Raw genomic sequence first — 17,015 nt, forward strand, 5'->3', positions numbered from 1 at the left:
CATGCCAAAACGACCAGATATTCAGAAAATCCTCGTAATCGGATCAGGACCGATTGTAATCGGACAAGCAGCGGAGTTTGATTATGCTGGTACACAGGCATGTCTTGCCTTGAAAGAAGAAGGCTACGAAGTCATCCTCGTCAACTCGAATCCGGCCACCATCATGACAGATCCGACGACGGCGGACCGTGTCTATATCGAACCGCTCGAACCAGAATTCGTCGAGCGAATCATCCGGCAGGAACGTCCGGATGCACTCCTTGCCACGCTTGGCGGGCAGACGGGTTTGAACTTGGCTTTTGAACTCGACAAACGGGGCGTCCTGCGGGATTGTGGCGTGGAACTTCTTGGAACAAAATTGTCTGCGATCGTTCAGGCGGAGGACCGGGAACAGTTCCGTAACTTGATGTTCGAACTCGGTCACGGCGTACCTGAAAGTGAGATTGTCCATACGCTCGAGTCTGCCTGGGGATTTGCGGAACGGATCGGATACCCGATCATCATCCGACCTGCGTACACGCTCGGGGGAACTGGTGGCGGGATTGCCCATGACCGGGAATCGTTCGAGCAAATCGTTGAATCTGGATTAAAGGCGAGTCCTGTTACGCAAGTCTTGTTGGAGAAATCGATTGCCGGGATGAAAGAAGTCGAGTTCGAGGTCATGCGTGACTCGAGTGACCAAGCCATCATCGTCTGTGCGATGGAAAACTTTGACCCGGTTGGAGTCCACACCGGTGACTCGATCGTATTCGCCCCTACGCAGACGCTATCAGATCGGGATTATCAGATGTTACGCAGCGTCTCGCTCGATATCATTCGGGCACTCGGTATTGAGGGTGGGTGTAACATCCAATTCGCACTCGACCCAGACAGTTTCACGTACTATGTCATCGAAGTGAATCCACGTGTTTCACGGAGCTCAGCGCTCGCATCAAAAGCGACAGGCTATCCGATTGCCAAGCTTGCTGCGAAAGTCGCTGTCGGTTACAAGCTATCAGAATTGAAAAACCCGGTCACAGAGACGAGCTACGCCTCGTTCGAACCGGCGCTCGATTACGTCGTCGCTAAAATCCCACGCTTCGCCTTCGATAAGTTTGAGTCCGCGGATCGCCGCTTAGGCACACAAATGAAGGCAACGGGTGAGGTCATGGCCATCGGTCGGAATTTAGAAGAGGCTCTGCTAAAAGCGGTTCGCTCGCTTGAACTGGGTATGGAAGAACTCCACCTTCCACAACTTCAAGCATTAGACACAGAACAGCTCGAGAATGGACTCATTCATCCGACAGACGAGCGTTTGTTCATCGTCTATGAGGCCCTTCGTCGCGGATACACGGTAGAAACGCTACACCAACTGACAAAAATCGATCGATTCTACTTACAGAAATTGAACCGGATCTGGCAGGCAGAGCAACAACTGATCAAGGAGCCGTTGACGTCAGAACGTCTACTGGATGTGAAACGTCTAGGGTTCAGTGATGTGGCAATCGCCCGTATGCTGTCGATGGATACAGAAGCGGTTCGCACGAAACGGAAAGAATGGAGCATTCGTCCCGTCTATAAGATGGTCGATACGTGTGCGGCCGAGTTTGCTTCTGAGACACCATACTTTTATGGGACATATGAAGTGGAGAACGAAGCGGTGAAGACAGACCGGGAGTCCATCCTCGTCCTTGGATCAGGTCCGATTCGAATCGGACAAGGTGTCGAGTTCGACTATGCGACCGTTCACTCAATCGAAACGATTCGAGATGCAGGATATGAAGCCATCATCATCAACAACAACCCGGAAACGGTCTCGACAGACTTCTCCATCTCCGATCGATTGTACTTCGAACCGTTGACGACAGAAGACGTATTAGAGGTCATCGAGAACGAAAACCCGCTAGGTGTCATCGTCCAATTCGGTGGACAGACTGCCATTAACTTGGCGGCATCGTTAGAAGCGAACGGCGTGAAAATTCTTGGGACGACGCTGGAAGATATCGACCGTGCCGAAGACCGAAAGGCGTTCGAAGCCACATTGTCAGCGGAACGATTGGCTCAACCACCAGGAAAGACTGCGACAAACGTGGAAGAGGCCGTCACATGTGCGAATGAGCTCGGCTATCCGGTACTCGTTCGACCATCGTACGTCCTCGGTGGACGGGCGATGGAAATCGTGTATGAACAGTCAGAGCTCGAGCGGTACATGCGACATGCGGTCATCGCCTCGAAAGATCGACCGGTTCTCATCGATCGCTACTTGACAGGAATTGAGATTGAAGTCGATGCCATCTGTGACGGGACGGACGTCTACATCCCAGGGATCATGGAGCATATCGAACGTGCCGGCGTACACTCAGGCGATTCCATTGCCGTCTATCCGCCTCAACGACTCAGTGAAGAACTGAAACAAAAAGTCGTCGATTATACGATCAAGTTGGCGAAAGCGTTCCGCATCAAAGGCCTTCTCAACATCCAGTTTGTCTATGCGGATGACCTGTATGTGATCGAGGTAAACCCACGTGCGAGTCGGACGGTCCCATTCATCTCGAAAGTGACGGGGTTACCGGTCGCACGGATTGCAACACAAACGATTCTTGGGACGAGTTTGAAAGAACTAGGTCTTGGGACAGGCATTCATCCTGAGTCGGACAGTATTTCGGTCAAAGTACCGGTCTTCTCGTTCGCGAAATTGAAAGAGGTAGACCCATCGCTCGGTCCCGAGATGAAGTCGACAGGAGAGGTCATGGCGACAGACCGGACACTCGAAAAAGCGCTCTATAAAGGGCTCGTTGCAGCAGGGATGAACATCGCCTTGAAAGGGAACGTGCTCATGACGATTGCCGACCATGACAAAGACGAGGCCATCGCCTTGGCGAAACGATTTGACCGCCTCGGTTTCCGCCTCATGGCAACGAGTGGGACGGCTGATAGTCTTGAAGTGGAACAGATGCGTGTTCGTCGAGTCGGGAAAATTCAAGAAGACGGTGAGACGATGCTCAGTGTGATCGAGCGTGGAGACGTCGACTTGATCATCAATACGACGAGCCGCGACGCACTCGTCACGAAAGACGGGTTCTTGATTCGAAGAACGGCCGCCGAACAGGGTACGCTTTGCCTGACCTCGCTCGATACGGTCGAAGCCTTGTTACAAGTCATTGAAAGCCTGTCGTTCCAGACGGTCAGCATCCCGGCATTCACAACGTTCGGGGTGATGGTATGAGACATGACGTGACGATTGTGAGCAACCGGCAAATCGCCAAAGCGACGATGGAAATGAAAGTACGTTGCCCTGGGGTGGAGGTCGCCCCTGGGACGTTCTTTCACATCAAGACGTCCGGTCTGTTACGTCGGCCGTTATCGGTGGCGAACGTCGAGGGGGACGAAATCACCTTCTTATACAAAGTGATTGGGGAAGGGACAACTGAGCTGGCAGGGAATCGAGTGGGGGACACGCTAGACGTCCTTGGTCCGCTCGGGAACGGTTTTCCACTGGCGCAACATGGAAAGCGAGTCGTCCTGGTCGGAGGTGGGATTGGGGTCCCACCGCTTTACTACGTCAGACGTCGACTACATGAGATGGGGATTGAAACGATTGCGATTCTCGGGTTTGATTCAAAAGAAAGCGTCTTTTATGAAGAAACCTTTCGTGAACTTGGTGAGACGATCATCACGACAGTAGACGGTACTCACGGGGAACTTGGCTTCGTCACTGGCCCCCTCGCACGCATCCAAGCCGATGTGTTGTTCAGTTGTGGTCCGGAAGCGATGTTAAAAGCAGTCGCCGCTTCACCAATTCCTGAACGATATCTCTCGATCGAGAATCGGATGGGTTGTGGCATCGGTGCTTGTTTTGCCTGTGTCTGTCAAGCGCCGGACGGCTATGTGAAAGTCTGTAGTGACGGTCCGGTATTCAATGCGGAAGAGGTGCTGTTATGAGATTGAATGTCGAGTTACCAGGTCTTCGTTTAAAAAATCCAATCATTCCGGCTTCCGGATGTTTCGGATTTGGGGAGGAATTCGCGAAGTTGTACGACCTCTCGATTTTGGGAGGCATCATGATCAAGGCAGCGACGGAGGAGTCGAGATTCGGTAATCCGACCCCACGTGTTGCCGAGACGGCACAGGGTATGCTCAACGCGATCGGTCTTCAAAATCCGGGAGTCGATGCGATCATCGAAGAAAAGTTACCATTTCTCTCGACGTTCGACACGGAAATCATCGCCAACGTTGCCGGTTCGACGCCAGATGAATATGTGGAAGTCGCCCGTCGAATCAGTGCCGACCCGACGATTAAAGCCATTGAATTGAACATCTCGTGTCCGAACGTGAAATGTGGAGGCATGCAGTTTGGGACGGACCCGGTGATGGCCGCAGAACTTACACGACTCGTCAAAGCGGCTTCAAGTAAGCCGGTCTATGTCAAACTGTCTCCGAACGTCACGTCAATCACCGACATGGCGCGAGCCGTCGAAGCAGCCGGGGCGGACGGCTTGACGATGATCAACACACTCGTAGGGATGCGAATCAATATCGAGACAGGTCGACCGATTTTAGCGAACCGAATCGGTGGGTTATCCGGTCCAGCCATCAAACCGGTAGCGGTCCGGATGGTGTATGAAGTCGCACAAGCGGTCGACATTCCCATCATCGCCATGGGCGGGGTTCGGACGGTCGACGATGTGCTCGAGTTTATTTATGCGGGGGCGTCTGCCGTTGCCGTCGGGACGGCGAACTTTGAAAATCCATACGTCTGTCAGGAAATCATTGAAGCGTTACCGGCACGACTTGATTCACTCGGAATCGAACATATTTTGGATGTGAGGGGGAAGGCCTATGCGCAACTTGTATCTCGCCCTTGACGTTGAAACGCGGGACGAAGCGTTTCATTTGTTAAAACGATTTTCAAACCGACCGGCTGTCAAAGTCGGGATGGAACTCTTTTATCGGGAAGGCGCACGCTTTGTCGAAGAATTGGTCGATGAGGGTTATCCGGTCTTTCTAGATGTGAAAGTACACGATATCCCGGAGACGGCACGCCGTACGATGCGACAAATCGGAAAGCTCGGGGTGGCTGTGACGAATGTCCACACATTAGGCGGCGAAAAGATGATGCGTTATGCGTTAGACGGGTTACGTCAGGCAAACGATACGACTCGATTGATCGGGGTCACACAGTTGACGTCGACAGATGAACGAATGATGCAGACAGAGCTCGGGATTGCTGGACGACTCGATCTAGCCGTTCTCAGACAAGCGACACTTGCGAAGCAGGCAGGACTTGACGGAGTAGTCGCATCCGTTCAAGAAGCGAAAGCGATTCATCAAAAACTAGGGAACACGTTCATGACGGTCACACCTGGCATCCGACTCGGTGCAACCGAGGATGATCAAGTCCGTATCGCGACGCCACAGGAAGCGAGATTGGCGGGCGTTCACTCAATTGTCGTCGGCCGACCGATTACACGTGCGACTGATCCGATGGCCATGTACGACCAATTTATGAAGGAATGGGGACAAATGAATGAAACAAATCTCTGAGGCACTTTTACAGATTGAAGCCGTCACACTATCACCGACTGAGCCGTATACATGGTCGAGCGGATTGAAGAGTCCGATCTACTGCGACAATCGACTCACACTCAGTTATCCGAAAGTGCGTCAAGTCATCGTCGATGGATTGGTGAAGTCAGTGAATCCGACCGATGTCGATGTGATCGCAGGGACGGCCACGGCAGGTATCCCTCACGGGGCATTGCTCGCTGACCGACTCGGGCTTCCATTCATTTATGTCCGTTCGAGTGCAAAAGGGCATGGGAAAGGCAATCAAATTGAAGGAAGACTCGAGGCAGGCGCTCGAGTACTCGTCATCGAGGATTTATTGTCGACCGGGATGTCGAGTATCGATGCGGCGAAGGCGATTCGTCAGGCGGGTGGTGACGTCATTGGGATTCAAGCCATCTTCTCGTACGGATTACCGGTTCTTCAGAAGAATCTAAGCGATGCAGATCTGACGGCAACATCGTTGACAACGTTCTCAGAATTGATTGAAGTGGCAGAGAGTACGGGCGTTCTAAACCGTTCGGAGCTCGATTCGCTTCGCGACTGGCAAGAAGATCCTCGTGCCTGGAGCGACCTCGTCACCTCTTAAGAATCCACCTTCGGGCGGATTCTTTTTCGATTCGGCATATGTCATACTTCATGGTAAAATAACGGAAGTGATTCGAAAAGGAGAGGCATATGGCGTATTCAAGAAGCAAAGAGAAGACATGGAACGCACGATTTCGTGCAATTCCAAAACATCGTAAAGTCGCCTTCGGTCTCGTCTTGATAATTATCCCAGCGCTCTTTTTAGTGAATTTATTTGTGTTCAGCCATTTATTAGCGCTAGGAGACCAGTATGAAGACCGATATCAAATGAAGAAATTGCGACTCGAAACAGACCATGGGAATGTGGAATTCGTTCGTAGTCCAAATGAAAAGGTACAGATTGAAGTGATGCAGACTAATTCGAAAGAACGCCGCATCAAAGTCAAGTCAGTCGGGGATACCATCTACGTCGTCGAGCGATATGGATGGTTCAGCTATTTCGGAAGTCGAGCGAGCGATGAACCGTCGCGCTACAAAATTAAAGTCGCTTTGCCGAGCTCGATGACATCGGTTCATCTGGGAGCGGAGCAGGTGACAGGACAAGGATTGAATGCGAAGACGATTGTTATGGATGTGAATGCCGTCAATTTGAAACAGATTGATAGTGATCGTCTACGGATTGAATCGAAAAGCGATACGACCATCGAATCGGCACGACTTGTGAACGGTGACATTCGCTCTTATCGTCATGCGACCGTCAGCGATGTTGTCGTCAATCAAGCGATGACCATCCAAACGGAAGCTGGGACGCTTAGTTACGCGCCGAAACATGCGACAGGACAAGTGAACGTGACGACGACCGGAAAAATCTCGAGTAGCGACCGTTACGAAGAAGTCGAACCGGGTGTGTATCAATTGTCGACATCGAATCGACCGGTGGTGGAACTGATTTCTGAGACAGGAAAGGTCGAACTCAAATGAATGGACAACGATACATCCCGAAAATCGGGTTACGTACGTTAAAAACTGGAATTGCCGTCGCCATCACCGTCGCCATCTCGTGGTATATCTTCGGGATTTATTCAGGGATGGGAGCCATCGCAGCAGTTGTGGCGATGCAACCGACCGTCAAGCGATCGTCTAAAATCGTATTCAGTCGCATATTCGGAACGGTCGTCGGTCTTATGTGCGGGCTCTTCATCGTCTATTTGTTCGGTGTCAATCCGCTCTCGATTGGATTAGCCGTCATCGTTTCGCTCACGCTTAACACGACGTTCGATAAAACCCACATGTCGACGTATGCGGCATTTGCCATCGTCATGATGCTCGAAAGTCCTACATCGGACTTCTTCCATTATGCGTGGACCCGTTCTCTATTAACGGCGGTTGGTGTATTCGTTTCACTCGGTGTCAATTACGCGTTCATGCCTCCTCGTTATGAGGACCGGTTATTGAACGAGGTACGTAAGACTTCTTCTTACTTGTTCCATCACTGGCGAGAGCTCGTCGGTTCCCCGGCAGAGCTGCTAGAAACGCGAGCCCGCATTCTTGGCCATCAGGAGCTTCATATGATGCTCCAAGAGGACATGAAAGTGACGAACGTCAAATTGAAATATATGACGATCAAGCAATACCGTTTGTTGATTCACCTTGAAGACAAGCTGGTCTTGTTGCTAGAGAGCCTCGCCGAGCATCGAGAAGCTTTCCTGTTGATGAGCGAGGAAGAGCGTCAGGCATTTGAGTCAGAATTTTTATATTTACTAGCGCATCATCACGACATTCTCTATACATGTGACAAGCCCTATTCGCTCTTCAAACTTCCACATGAAGATTTATCCGTTTCAGAAATTTTACACGGGCATTTGCTCGACTATCATGAACAGCTCGAGGCGTTTAAGCATGATCCGAAAATCTGAACTCTATACGTAGAAGACCCGCCATGATCATGACGGGTCTTCATGTTTACGAGTGTTTCAATGACTTCATCAATTGTTCATCCGGAGTCACGTAGACGGTCTGTTGATCTGTATAGATGACAAATCCCGGTTTCGCACCGCTCGGTTTTTTCACGAAACGGGCGCGTGTGTAATCGACAGGCACGCCACTTGATGCGCGTGCTTTCGAGAAGTAGGCGGCGACTGATGCGGCTTCTAGTAATGTCGTCTCGTCTGGTTCCGTCGAGCGGATAATCACGTGAGACCCAGGAATATCTTTGACATGAAGCCAAATCTCATCACGTCGTGCGAACTTGAACGTCAGATGGTCGTTTTGCGTATTGTTCTTCCCGACAAAGAATTCTGTTCCGGTCGAGGACGTGTACGCTTCAAGCGAAATTTTCGGATTTGCTTTTTTCTTTTGACGTTTTTGACGGATGTAGCCTTCTTCTGCAAGCTCCTCGCGAATCTCAAGAAGATCGGACGGGGAAGCGACGTCGAGTTGGGCGATGAGCGTCTCTAAATATTCGATTTCTGCATCGTTCAACTCCATCTGTTTCTTCACTTCGACTTTGGCTACTTTTAGTTTGTTGTATTTCTTATAGTATTGCTGCGCATTCTCATTCGGTGTTTTGAGTGGGTCGAGCGGAATGGAGAGGATTGCACCGTTCTCGTCATAATAATCGACGACTTCGGCGACACGCATCCCTTTCTCGAGTTGGAATAGATACGTCGTCAACAGCTCGCCGTATTTTTGTAACTCATCCGCCCGCTCCGTCGCCTTCATGTCGTCTAAGAGACGACGCCGTTTTAATTGATTCTTTTCGAGTTCTGATTTAAGGAGACGTTCGACATCGTGCGCTTGTTGTCTCACACGGTCACGGTTCGCTTTTTCATAGTAGAAACGGTCGAGCACTTCTTTACTCGATTCATACGTTTCCTCGGTTTCGATGTCCCCGGCTGTCAATGCAATCGGAGCGAATCGTTCTTTACCATTCGCAAGTTGTTGGAAAACGTAGGGACCATCGAGTTGACGAAGGACGTTCTCAAATGCTTGCTGTAAGGAATCTCGATTCGGCGTTTTTGCGAGATGAACCACTTCCTGTGCGATTTGCGGACTGACACCGGCGAACGTGGAAATTATCTGTTTATCGAGCTTGCCGGCGTTCCAATCGATTCGTTTCAATCCTTCTGTCATCTCCGTCAATGGATCGAACTTATGTTGTTCCGGAGGAAGGAGATAGTCACTACCCGGCATGATGGTTCGATACGTGTTTTGAGAAGGGGGTAGATGCTTGATTGCATCTAATATTTTGCCTTCTTCCGTCGTCAAGACGACGTTCGAGTGGCGCCCCATCAATTCGATGTATACTTTCTTCGATTCTTCATCGCCGAGCTCGTTACGAGAGCGGACCGATATGACGATGACACGGTCCCTTCCGATTTGTTCGACCGCCGTGATGAATCCACCTTCCACATGTTTGCGGAGCATCATGCAAAACATCGGCGGTTCTTGTGGGTTTTTAATCGGTGTATCCGTCAACTGAAGACGGGCATACATCGCGTTTGCTGATATCAAGAGTTGCGCGTTCTGACGATTCGAGCGAATTTGAAGCATCAAATCGAGCGAATACGGTTGATGTACCTTGTTGATTCGCCCTCCGACGAGCGATTGTAATTCTTGTACGACACGATATGTCATTAATCCATCATAAGCCAATGATCTCATCACCTTTGTTCATTTTCTGTCTCTACGTTATCAGAAAAACAGAAAATATGGTACGATGGAGTAGGAAATCCGAACTTCTTCTTGCCGGGACAATTGATTGACTGCTATTATAATTAAATGTGATGTTAGAAGATGGAGGGCTTGCAGTGAATTTTAAAGAACGAGGATTATTAATCGTTTTGTCTGGACCGAGCGGTGTCGGAAAAGGGACCGTTTGCCGTGCTCTTCGCGAGGAAGAGGACAACAACCTTCAATATTCGGTGTCGGCGACGACCCGAAAACCACGTGAAGGGGAAGTTGAAGGAGTGCATTACTTCTTCAAATCGAGAGAAGAGTTCGAACGGATGATCGAACAAAAAGAACTGCTTGAACATGCCGAATTTGTCGGTAACTATTACGGGACGCCTGTAGAGTGGGTGCGTGAAACGCTCGAAAGCGGCCAAGATGTCATTCTTGAAATTGAGGTGCAAGGGGCGTTCCAAGTGAAGGAACTTCTCCCAGAAGCCGTCTTTTTATTCTTGGCACCACCAAGTCTTCAAGAACTTCGCAATCGTCTCATCGGACGAGGCACGGAGTCAGAAGAAGTCATTAAGCAACGCCTGCTCGTCGCGCGTGAAGAAATCGAGTTGATGGACGCCTACGATTATGTCGTCACGAACGACGAGGTCGACAAAGCCATCGATCGAATTAAAGCGATCGTGACAGCCGAGCATTGTAAACGTGAACGTGTTGCGTCACTCTATAAAAAAGCCATGATGGAGGTCATTTAATGTTATACCCTTCGATTGATGCCTTACAACGTACTATCCCGTCAAAATACACGATCGTTACGGTCGCTGCAAAACGGGCGCGTCAGATTCAAGATGGAAAAGCACCGAAAGTCGCCGAGCCAAAATCATATAAGCCGGTCGGTCAAGCGTTAGAAGAACTATTTTCGGGTGATACGACAATCATCGTGAACGAAAAAAACAACGGATGAAGTGTGACCCAAGTCGTTTGCGACTTGGGTCTCATTGTCTATAAGGGGGAGTTTGGGAATGGTGAAGGATCGTACTATTTTGTTATGTGTGAGTGGTGGCATCGCCGCCTACAAGGCGTGTGCGCTCACATCGAAATTGGTTCAAGCCGGAGCGAATGTTCGCGTCGCGATGACGAAGTCGGCAGAACAATTCGTGGGTCAGGCGACCTTCCAGGCGCTCAGTCGCAACCCGGTCTATACGGACGTGTTCGAAGAGCATGACCCGACAAAGATTGCACATATCGATGTCGTCGACTCGAGCGATTTGATTGTCGTGGCCCCGGCGACGGCAAATACGATCGCAAAATTGGCGAACGGGATTGCGGATGACTTCATGACGACGTCCGTTTTGGCTGCGAAGTGCCCGGTCATCATCTCACCGGCGATGAACGTGAACATGCTCGAACATCCTGCCACACAGCGCAACATCGAGACGCTAAAGTCATATGGCTATCAGTTGATTGAACCTGGTGTCGGCAACTTGGCCTGCGGATGGATTGGTGGGGGACGTCTGCCTGAACCGGAAGACTTGGTTCGCATCATCGAAAGCCAATTCGTCCCGAAACTATATCTTGGAAAAGATGTCTTGATCACGGCTGGCCCGACTGTCGAACGCATCGATCCCGTCCGTTACTTATCCAATGATTCGTCTGGAAAAATGGGCGTCGCACTCGCTGAGGTGGCTCGAGACATGGGCGCCCGTGTCACGCTCGTCCATGGCCCGCTTCAAGTTCCTGTCCCAGATGGCGTGACAGCGGTTCCCGTCAAGTCAAGTGAGGAGATGCTGCGCGAAGTGACGAGCCGCTTTGAGGCTTCAGACCTTGTCGTGAAATCGGCGGCAGTTGCGGATTATCGTCCGAAAACGGTGCATTCGGAAAAACATAAAAAAGTTCACGGTCCACTCACGATCGAACTTGAAGAAACGACAGACATTTTAAAATCACTCGGTGAGAAGAAGACCCATCAAGTGTTGGTCGGATTTGCTGCTGAGACGGAACGACTCGAGGAGCATGCGGCAGCTAAGCTAAAGCGAAAGAACGTCGATTACCTTGTGGCGAACGATGTGTCTGGCAGTGACGTCGGATTCGGGGCAGACGACAATGAAGTCGTCTTGTTCCAAGCTGACGGGACGTCACTTAGACTTCCGAAACAATCGAAGAAAGCGTTAGCGTTCGAGTTGCTCACACATTTTAAGGAAGCGGTCCGATGATTGCACATGTACATGTCGATGCACCGGTGATCACGATTGATCGTCCGTTTGATTACGAAGTACCTGAACAATTTGAGGCTTTGATTGAACCGGGCATGCGCGTCTCTGTCCCATTCGGGTCCCGTCGTCTGCTCGGGATCGTCGTCGGTACGTCAGATGGGACGAGAGATGGATTGAAACCGTTAGAAGCGCTGTTAGATGAGGAATCTTCACTCACCGATGAACTGCTCGCTTTATCTATTCATGTGAAAGAGACGACACTTTGCTTTCGTTCATCCGCCTTGCTCGCGATGCTTCCGGCCGCGCTCAAGGTGAGTTATGACAAAGAAATCAAAGAAGGGCATGTGCCTGATGGGGTCCGTCTCGGAACGCATTTATCGGAGTATCCGAAAGAAGTCCAATCGGTCATTCTTGGACTCGCTAAAAAAGGGGAGCTGATCTTAGCGCCCGTCTTAAAAGAAAAGAAGACTGTTAAGACCGACGTCGTCGTCGAGCTCCTCGATGCAACGGTCGTGCCAAAACGTGCGAAAAAGCAACTCGAAGCGGTCAACTTACTAAAGGAGACACCACGCATGTATTGGTCGGCACTACGTCAAATTGGTCTGACTCGTCCACAACTGCAAAAACTTGCCGACCTCGGAGCGGTTCGATTGACCGAGGTCGAGTTGAACCGTGACCCGTACGCGACAATCGAGCAAGTCGAGGAATCGGTTCAATTGAATGACAGTCAGGCAAGTGCCGTCTTGGCCATACAGGAGGCTGAAGCGGGTGAGACGTTACTCGTCCACGGTGTGACGGGGAGTGGGAAGACCGAAGTCTATTTAGAATCAATCGGACAAGTCATCGATGAAGGCAAGCAGGCCATCTTACTCGTTCCTGAAATCAGTTTGACCCCGATGATGGTCAAACGCTTCAAGCGTCGATTCGGCGATCGGGTCGCCGTGTTGCATAGCGCTCTGTCTAAAGGTGAGAAGTACGACGAGTGGCGTAAGATTAAACGAAATGAAGTCGACGTCGTCGTTGGTGCCCGTTCTGCAATCTTTGCCCCGCTCGACCGACTCGGTCTCATCATCTTAGATGAAGAGCACGAGACGACGTACAAGCAAGAGGAAAATCCTCGTTATCATGCGCGCGATGTTGCCATCTGGCGGTCCCGCTATCATGGGTGTCCCGTCGTGTTGGGCAGTGCGACCCCTTCACTTGAATCGTATGCTCGGGCACAAAAAGGCGTCTATCACTATTTGCATTTGAAAGAACGGTATGGTGGAGAGATGCCACCGGTCCACATTATCGATATGCGCCGTGAATTGGCGAAAGGCAATACGACGATGTTCTCGGAAGAATTGTTCCAAGGGATTCTCGACCGGATCGAGAAAAAAGAGCAGTGCGTCATTTTATTGAACCGTCGTGGATTCACGACGTTCGTCATGTGCCGGGACTGCGGGGAAGGCATGACATGTCCGCATTGTGCCGTCAATTTGACATATCATCAATATGGAGATCGGTTGAAGTGTCACTACTGCGGTTATGAGGTCGGTATGCCGTCGACGTGTCCATCCTGCAATAGTAAGAAAATCAAACAGTTCGGGTCGGGCACACAAAAAATCGAGACGGAACTGTTGAACCGGATTCCAGAAGCGCGCATCATCCGAATGGACCAGGATACGACGTCTCGAAAAGGTTCACATGAGCAGTTGTTGCGTCGTTTCGAAGAAGGGGAGGCCGACATCTTACTTGGCACGCAGATGATTGCCAAGGGGCTCGATTTCCCAAACGTCACCCTTGTCGGGGTACTCGCGGCGGATGCGACACTCGGGATGCCTGACTTTCGGGCGACCGAACGCACCTTCCAACTTGTCACGCAAGTGGCAGGAAGAGCCGGGCGCGGAAAACTTCCGGGTGAGGCGTTCGTCCAAACGTATAACCCGGACCATTATGTGATTGAGACTGCGAGTGAACATGATTATGAGACATTTTTCGCCAAAGAGATGGGACTCAGACAAGTCGGAAATCATCCGCCTTACTGGTTTTTAACGCTCGTCACGTTTTCGGCGGAAAATCCCCTTGTCGCCAAGGCCGAGGCAGAATTGTTCGCATCAGACTTTTTACAAGCGCACGTGGAGAATAGTCGCTTGAATGGACCGATGCCGGCACCGTTATCGAAGTTGAAGAACGCCTATCGTTATCAAGTATTCATTAAAACAAAACAACCCGAAGCACTCTATGTGGAGCTGGCACGATTACAGCAAGCGAGAGCCAAAGCAATCAGCAAGAAAGAATATCAAATGAGTATCGATGTGAACCCATACGTATTCATGTGAGGTGGAGAGACATGTATAAAGTAGTAGAAGTACCTAATGACATTTTGCGCGTAACGTGCGAACCGGTGACAAAGTTTGATAAAAAATTGCGTCAGACTGTCGACCGATTGTTTGATACGATGTATGAGTATGACGGAGTTGGTGTCGCGGCACCGCAAGTCAATTTGAACCAGCGGCTCGCGGTCGTCCATACCGATGATGAGACGGGACCGCTCGTCTTGATCAACCCGGAAATCATTGAAACATCCGGTCGAGAAGTTGGACTAGAGGGATGTTTGAGCATCCCAGGCGAATTCGGATTCGTGGAACGACACGAGTCGATCGTCGTCAAGAATCAAGATTTGAAAGGGCGGACACATACGATTCAAGCGAGCGGCTTTTTCGCTCGTGCGATTCAACATGAGATGGATCATTTGGATGGCGTCTTGTTCACAGACAAGCTCGCCGTCCCGAACCCTGGAAAAGACAAACGCATCGTCTTCATGGGGACGCCGACGTTCGCCGTATCGGTACTTGAGCGACTGCTTGAAGAAGGATACAATGTCGTAGGTGTCGTATCGCAACCGGATAAACCGGTCGGGCGAAAACGTGAACTTAAGCCGACTCCAGTAAAAGAGTGTGCGCTTCGTCACGGTATTCCCGTGTTGCAGCCTGAAAAAGTGCGCACAGACTATGCAGAAATTTTAGAGTTAAAGCCTGATTTGATTGTGACGGCGGCGTACGGACAAATCGTGCCGACCGCCTTACTAGAAGCCCCACCTCACGGAGCCATCAACGTACATGCCTCCCTCCTTCCGAAATATCGCGGAGGTGCCCCGATTCATCAAGCCATTCTTGATGGGGAGTCGGAGACTGGTGTGACGATCATGTACATGGTCGACAAGTTAGATGCAGGGGACATGATTGCCAATACCATCGTACCTATCGAAGAGACGGATACAGTCGGGTCTTTATTTGATAAACTGGCTGTAGCAGGAAGCGATCTTCTCATCCGTACGCTTCCGGCCTTCTTGGAAGGGTGGATTGAGGCGGTGCCTCAAGACGAGCGAGACGTGACGTTTGCTCCGAACATCAGCCGTGAGCGTGAACAGATTGATTGGACGAAGCATGGCGAGTCCATCTACAACCATATTCGAGGAATGAATCCATTCCCGACGGCCTATTCAACGCTTGAAGGCGAACGAGTGAAATTGTTCATGGGAGAAAAAACGACAGGTACGGGACAGTCGGGAGAAGTCATTCGTCTGGAAGAAGACGGATTTGTCGTGGCGACAGGGAACGACGTCGCAATCAAAGTGACCGATTTGCAACCCGCAGGTAAGAAACGGATGGATGGTGCAACCTTCATGCGTGGCGCCGGACAAAAGCTACGGATTGGCGACCGATTAGGAGGAACTCATGAACGTACGTGAAGCAGCGCTTGATACGCTGATGAAAATTGAACAAGGCGGCGCGTATTCGACGATTGCCGTCAATGATACATTGAAACAAAAAAAAGTTGCCCCAAAAGATGTCGGTCTCTATACCGAACTCGTATATGGGACGCTCAGTCGCAAAGGGACGCTCGATTATATTTTGAAAGACCGTATCCGTTCGCCGAAGAAGCTAGATAAGTTTGTCCTCCCGCTTCTTCGGATGAGCGTTTATCAACTCTTCTATCTTGATAAAGTACCCGATCGGGCCGTCCTACACGAGGCGGTCGAAATCGCGAAGAAACGAGGCCATCACCTCGGAACGAGCAAATTCGTAAACGGGGTGTTACGAAATGTGCTTCGGGAAGGGTTTCCGGACTTTAGTGGCTTGACCGATGCAGAACGAATCGCCATCGAGCACAGTCATCCGGAATGGCTCGTATCAGATTGGATTGAGTTATATGGTGTGGAAACGGCAGAAGCGATTTGCCGATTAAACAATGAACCTGCTCCTGTTACGATTCGGGTCAACCGAAAGTGTATTTCAGTGGATGAGATGATGAACCGGTTGGCTGACGCTGGCGTCATGACGTCACGTTCTGAACTATCTGCTGATGGACTTGTCGTAGAGTCTGGTAATGTCCATGCGACCCCGTTTATCGAGGAAGGTCTTCTATCGATTCAAGATGAGAGCTCCATGATTGTCGCGGATGCACTCAACGTGTCGAAAGACGATGTCATCCTAGATGCATGTGCCGCGCCAGGCGGCAAGGCGATGCATACGGCAGAGCGAATGCAAGGTGGATCGCTCACCGCGCTTGACCTTCATCCACATAAAGCAAAATTGATTGATCAACAAGCCAAACGTCTACACATCAATGGAGTGACCGCACTTGCCCTTGATGCTCGTTTAGCAGGTGAACGGTTTGAAGAAGAAAGCTTTGACCGGATTCTTTTAGATGTCCCTTGTTCGGGCCTTGGCGTCATTCGTCGAAAGCCGGATATTAAATGGACGAAGGACAAAGCTCAACTCGAAAACTTACCAAAGATACAAAGACAAATCATTGATGCCGTATTGCCACTGCTCAAACCAGGTGGTACGCTAGTTTACTCGACATGTACAATCGACCCGTCTGAAAATGAGACGCAGGCTGACTATATTCTGTCGAAAGGGTTGATGTGGGACGAAACGCTCAAAGGTCGTCTCCCACAATCTGTTCGTCCGATGATGGAATCGGACCGTGCTGAACTAAAATTATTACCGACGACATTCGGGACCGACGGCTTCTATATCGCCGCATTTAAGAAAGAGGTATAAA

Annotated in this window: 14 protein-coding genes; 13 read left to right on the forward strand and 1 reads right to left on the reverse strand. The window is 50.4% G+C overall.

The genetic code is table 11. From position 1 onward, the window contains the following. Position 1: 1 nt before the first annotated feature. The 7 genes from carB (at position 2) to GVY42_RS01380 (ending at position 7,988) form a co-directional block, all read left to right on the forward strand. Positions 2-3,205: a carbamoyl-phosphate synthase large subunit gene (gene carB / locus GVY42_RS01350; protein WP_159562063.1), complete on the forward strand. Its 3,204-nt coding sequence runs from the start codon at positions 2-4 to the stop codon at positions 3,203-3,205. Further along, a complete protein-coding gene (locus GVY42_RS01355) occupies positions 3,202-3,921 on the forward strand; it encodes a dihydroorotate dehydrogenase electron transfer subunit (RefSeq protein ID WP_159562064.1) in 720 nt (239 codons plus the stop codon). The genes carB and GVY42_RS01355 overlap by 4 nt, the downstream gene beginning before the upstream one ends. Next, entirely contained in the window at positions 3,918-4,844 is a 927-nt protein-coding gene (locus tag GVY42_RS01360) for a dihydroorotate dehydrogenase (RefSeq protein WP_074037305.1), read from the forward strand. Before GVY42_RS01355 ends, GVY42_RS01360 begins: the two co-directional genes overlap by 4 nt. Next, positions 4,819-5,523, forward strand: coding sequence for an orotidine-5'-phosphate decarboxylase (gene pyrF, locus GVY42_RS01365; protein ID WP_159562065.1), 705 nt, complete (start codon positions 4,819-4,821; stop codon positions 5,521-5,523). Before GVY42_RS01360 ends, pyrF begins: the two co-directional genes overlap by 26 nt. After that, positions 5,507-6,133, forward strand: coding sequence for an orotate phosphoribosyltransferase (pyrE, locus tag GVY42_RS01370; RefSeq protein ID WP_159562066.1), 627 nt, complete (start codon positions 5,507-5,509; stop codon positions 6,131-6,133). The genes pyrF and pyrE overlap by 17 nt, the downstream gene beginning before the upstream one ends. Before the next feature lie 89 nt (positions 6,134-6,222). Continuing rightward, entirely contained in the window at positions 6,223-7,053 is an 831-nt protein-coding gene (locus GVY42_RS01375) for a hypothetical protein (protein WP_159562067.1), read from the forward strand. Further along, on the forward strand, positions 7,050-7,988 hold the full coding sequence (locus GVY42_RS01380; protein ID WP_074037299.1) for an aromatic acid exporter family protein: 939 nt from the start codon (positions 7,050-7,052) through the stop codon (positions 7,986-7,988). Before GVY42_RS01375 ends, GVY42_RS01380 begins: the two co-directional genes overlap by 4 nt. A gap of 46 nt (positions 7,989-8,034) precedes the next feature. Here GVY42_RS01380 and GVY42_RS01385 read toward each other — a convergent pair whose 3' ends face one another. Continuing rightward, entirely contained in the window at positions 8,035-9,726 is a 1,692-nt protein-coding gene (locus tag GVY42_RS01385; RefSeq protein WP_201302240.1) for an NFACT family protein, read from the reverse strand. Between the two features lie 131 nt (positions 9,727-9,857). Between GVY42_RS01385 and gmk the strand changes: the two genes are divergently transcribed. Genes gmk through rsmB form a run of 6 tightly spaced genes read left to right on the forward strand, consistent with a single transcriptional unit; the run spans position 9,858 to position 17,014 of the window. After that, positions 9,858-10,505: a guanylate kinase gene (gene gmk / locus GVY42_RS01390; protein WP_031421596.1), complete on the forward strand. Its 648-nt coding sequence runs from the start codon at positions 9,858-9,860 to the stop codon at positions 10,503-10,505. Next, the gene (rpoZ, locus tag GVY42_RS01395) at positions 10,505-10,714 is read left to right on the forward strand and encodes a DNA-directed RNA polymerase subunit omega (RefSeq protein WP_015881337.1); all 210 of its coding nucleotides are present in this window, start codon (positions 10,505-10,507) and stop codon (positions 10,712-10,714) included. Before gmk ends, rpoZ begins: the two co-directional genes overlap by 1 nt. Before the next feature lie 58 nt (positions 10,715-10,772). Further along, entirely contained in the window at positions 10,773-11,963 is a 1,191-nt protein-coding gene (gene coaBC, locus GVY42_RS01400; RefSeq protein WP_159562069.1) for a bifunctional phosphopantothenoylcysteine decarboxylase/phosphopantothenate--cysteine ligase CoaBC, read from the forward strand. Beyond that, the gene (gene priA, locus GVY42_RS01405; protein WP_159562070.1) at positions 11,960-14,284 is read left to right on the forward strand and encodes a primosomal protein N'; all 2,325 of its coding nucleotides are present in this window, start codon (positions 11,960-11,962) and stop codon (positions 14,282-14,284) included. Before coaBC ends, priA begins: the two co-directional genes overlap by 4 nt. A gap of 11 nt (positions 14,285-14,295) precedes the next feature. Continuing rightward, the gene (gene fmt, locus GVY42_RS01410; protein ID WP_159562071.1) at positions 14,296-15,696 is read left to right on the forward strand and encodes a methionyl-tRNA formyltransferase; all 1,401 of its coding nucleotides are present in this window, start codon (positions 14,296-14,298) and stop codon (positions 15,694-15,696) included. Further along, complete coding sequence (gene rsmB, locus GVY42_RS01415) at positions 15,683-17,014, forward strand: 16S rRNA (cytosine(967)-C(5))-methyltransferase RsmB (protein ID WP_159562072.1); 1,332 nt, start codon at positions 15,683-15,685, stop codon at positions 17,012-17,014. Before fmt ends, rsmB begins: the two co-directional genes overlap by 14 nt. The last annotated feature ends 1 nt before the right edge of the window (position 17,015 follow it).

Source organism: Exiguobacterium sp. 8A, from assembly GCF_902506275.1.
GTDB lineage: Bacteria > Bacillota > Bacilli > Exiguobacteriales > Exiguobacteriaceae > Exiguobacterium > Exiguobacterium profundum.

What these genes read in the sequence shown, in the direction of transcription:
- carB (WP_159562063.1), top strand. Translation starts at nt 2, where the DNA reads ATGCCAAAACGACCAGATATTCAGAAAATCCTCGTAATCGGATCAGGA.
- GVY42_RS01355 (WP_159562064.1), top strand. Translation starts at nt 3,202, where the DNA reads ATGAGACATGACGTGACGATTGTGAGCAACCGGCAAATCGCCAAAGCG.
- priA (WP_159562070.1), top strand. Translation starts at nt 11,960, where the DNA reads ATGATTGCACATGTACATGTCGATGCACCGGTGATCACGATTGATCGT.
- GVY42_RS01360 (WP_074037305.1), top strand. Translation starts at nt 3,918, where the DNA reads ATGAGATTGAATGTCGAGTTACCAGGTCTTCGTTTAAAAAATCCAATC.
- GVY42_RS01380 (WP_074037299.1), top strand. Translation starts at nt 7,050, where the DNA reads ATGAATGGACAACGATACATCCCGAAAATCGGGTTACGTACGTTAAAA.
- rpoZ (WP_015881337.1), top strand. Translation starts at nt 10,505, where the DNA reads ATGTTATACCCTTCGATTGATGCCTTACAACGTACTATCCCGTCAAAA.
- pyrE (WP_159562066.1), top strand. Translation starts at nt 5,507, where the DNA reads ATGAAACAAATCTCTGAGGCACTTTTACAGATTGAAGCCGTCACACTA.
- fmt (WP_159562071.1), top strand. Translation starts at nt 14,296, where the DNA reads ATGTATAAAGTAGTAGAAGTACCTAATGACATTTTGCGCGTAACGTGC.
- coaBC (WP_159562069.1), top strand. Translation starts at nt 10,773, where the DNA reads ATGGTGAAGGATCGTACTATTTTGTTATGTGTGAGTGGTGGCATCGCC.
- GVY42_RS01375 (WP_159562067.1), top strand. Translation starts at nt 6,223, where the DNA reads ATGGCGTATTCAAGAAGCAAAGAGAAGACATGGAACGCACGATTTCGT.
- rsmB (WP_159562072.1), top strand. Translation starts at nt 15,683, where the DNA reads ATGAACGTACGTGAAGCAGCGCTTGATACGCTGATGAAAATTGAACAA.
- pyrF (WP_159562065.1), top strand. Translation starts at nt 4,819, where the DNA reads ATGCGCAACTTGTATCTCGCCCTTGACGTTGAAACGCGGGACGAAGCG.
- gmk (WP_031421596.1), top strand. Translation starts at nt 9,858, where the DNA reads ATGTTAGAAGATGGAGGGCTTGCAGTGAATTTTAAAGAACGAGGATTA.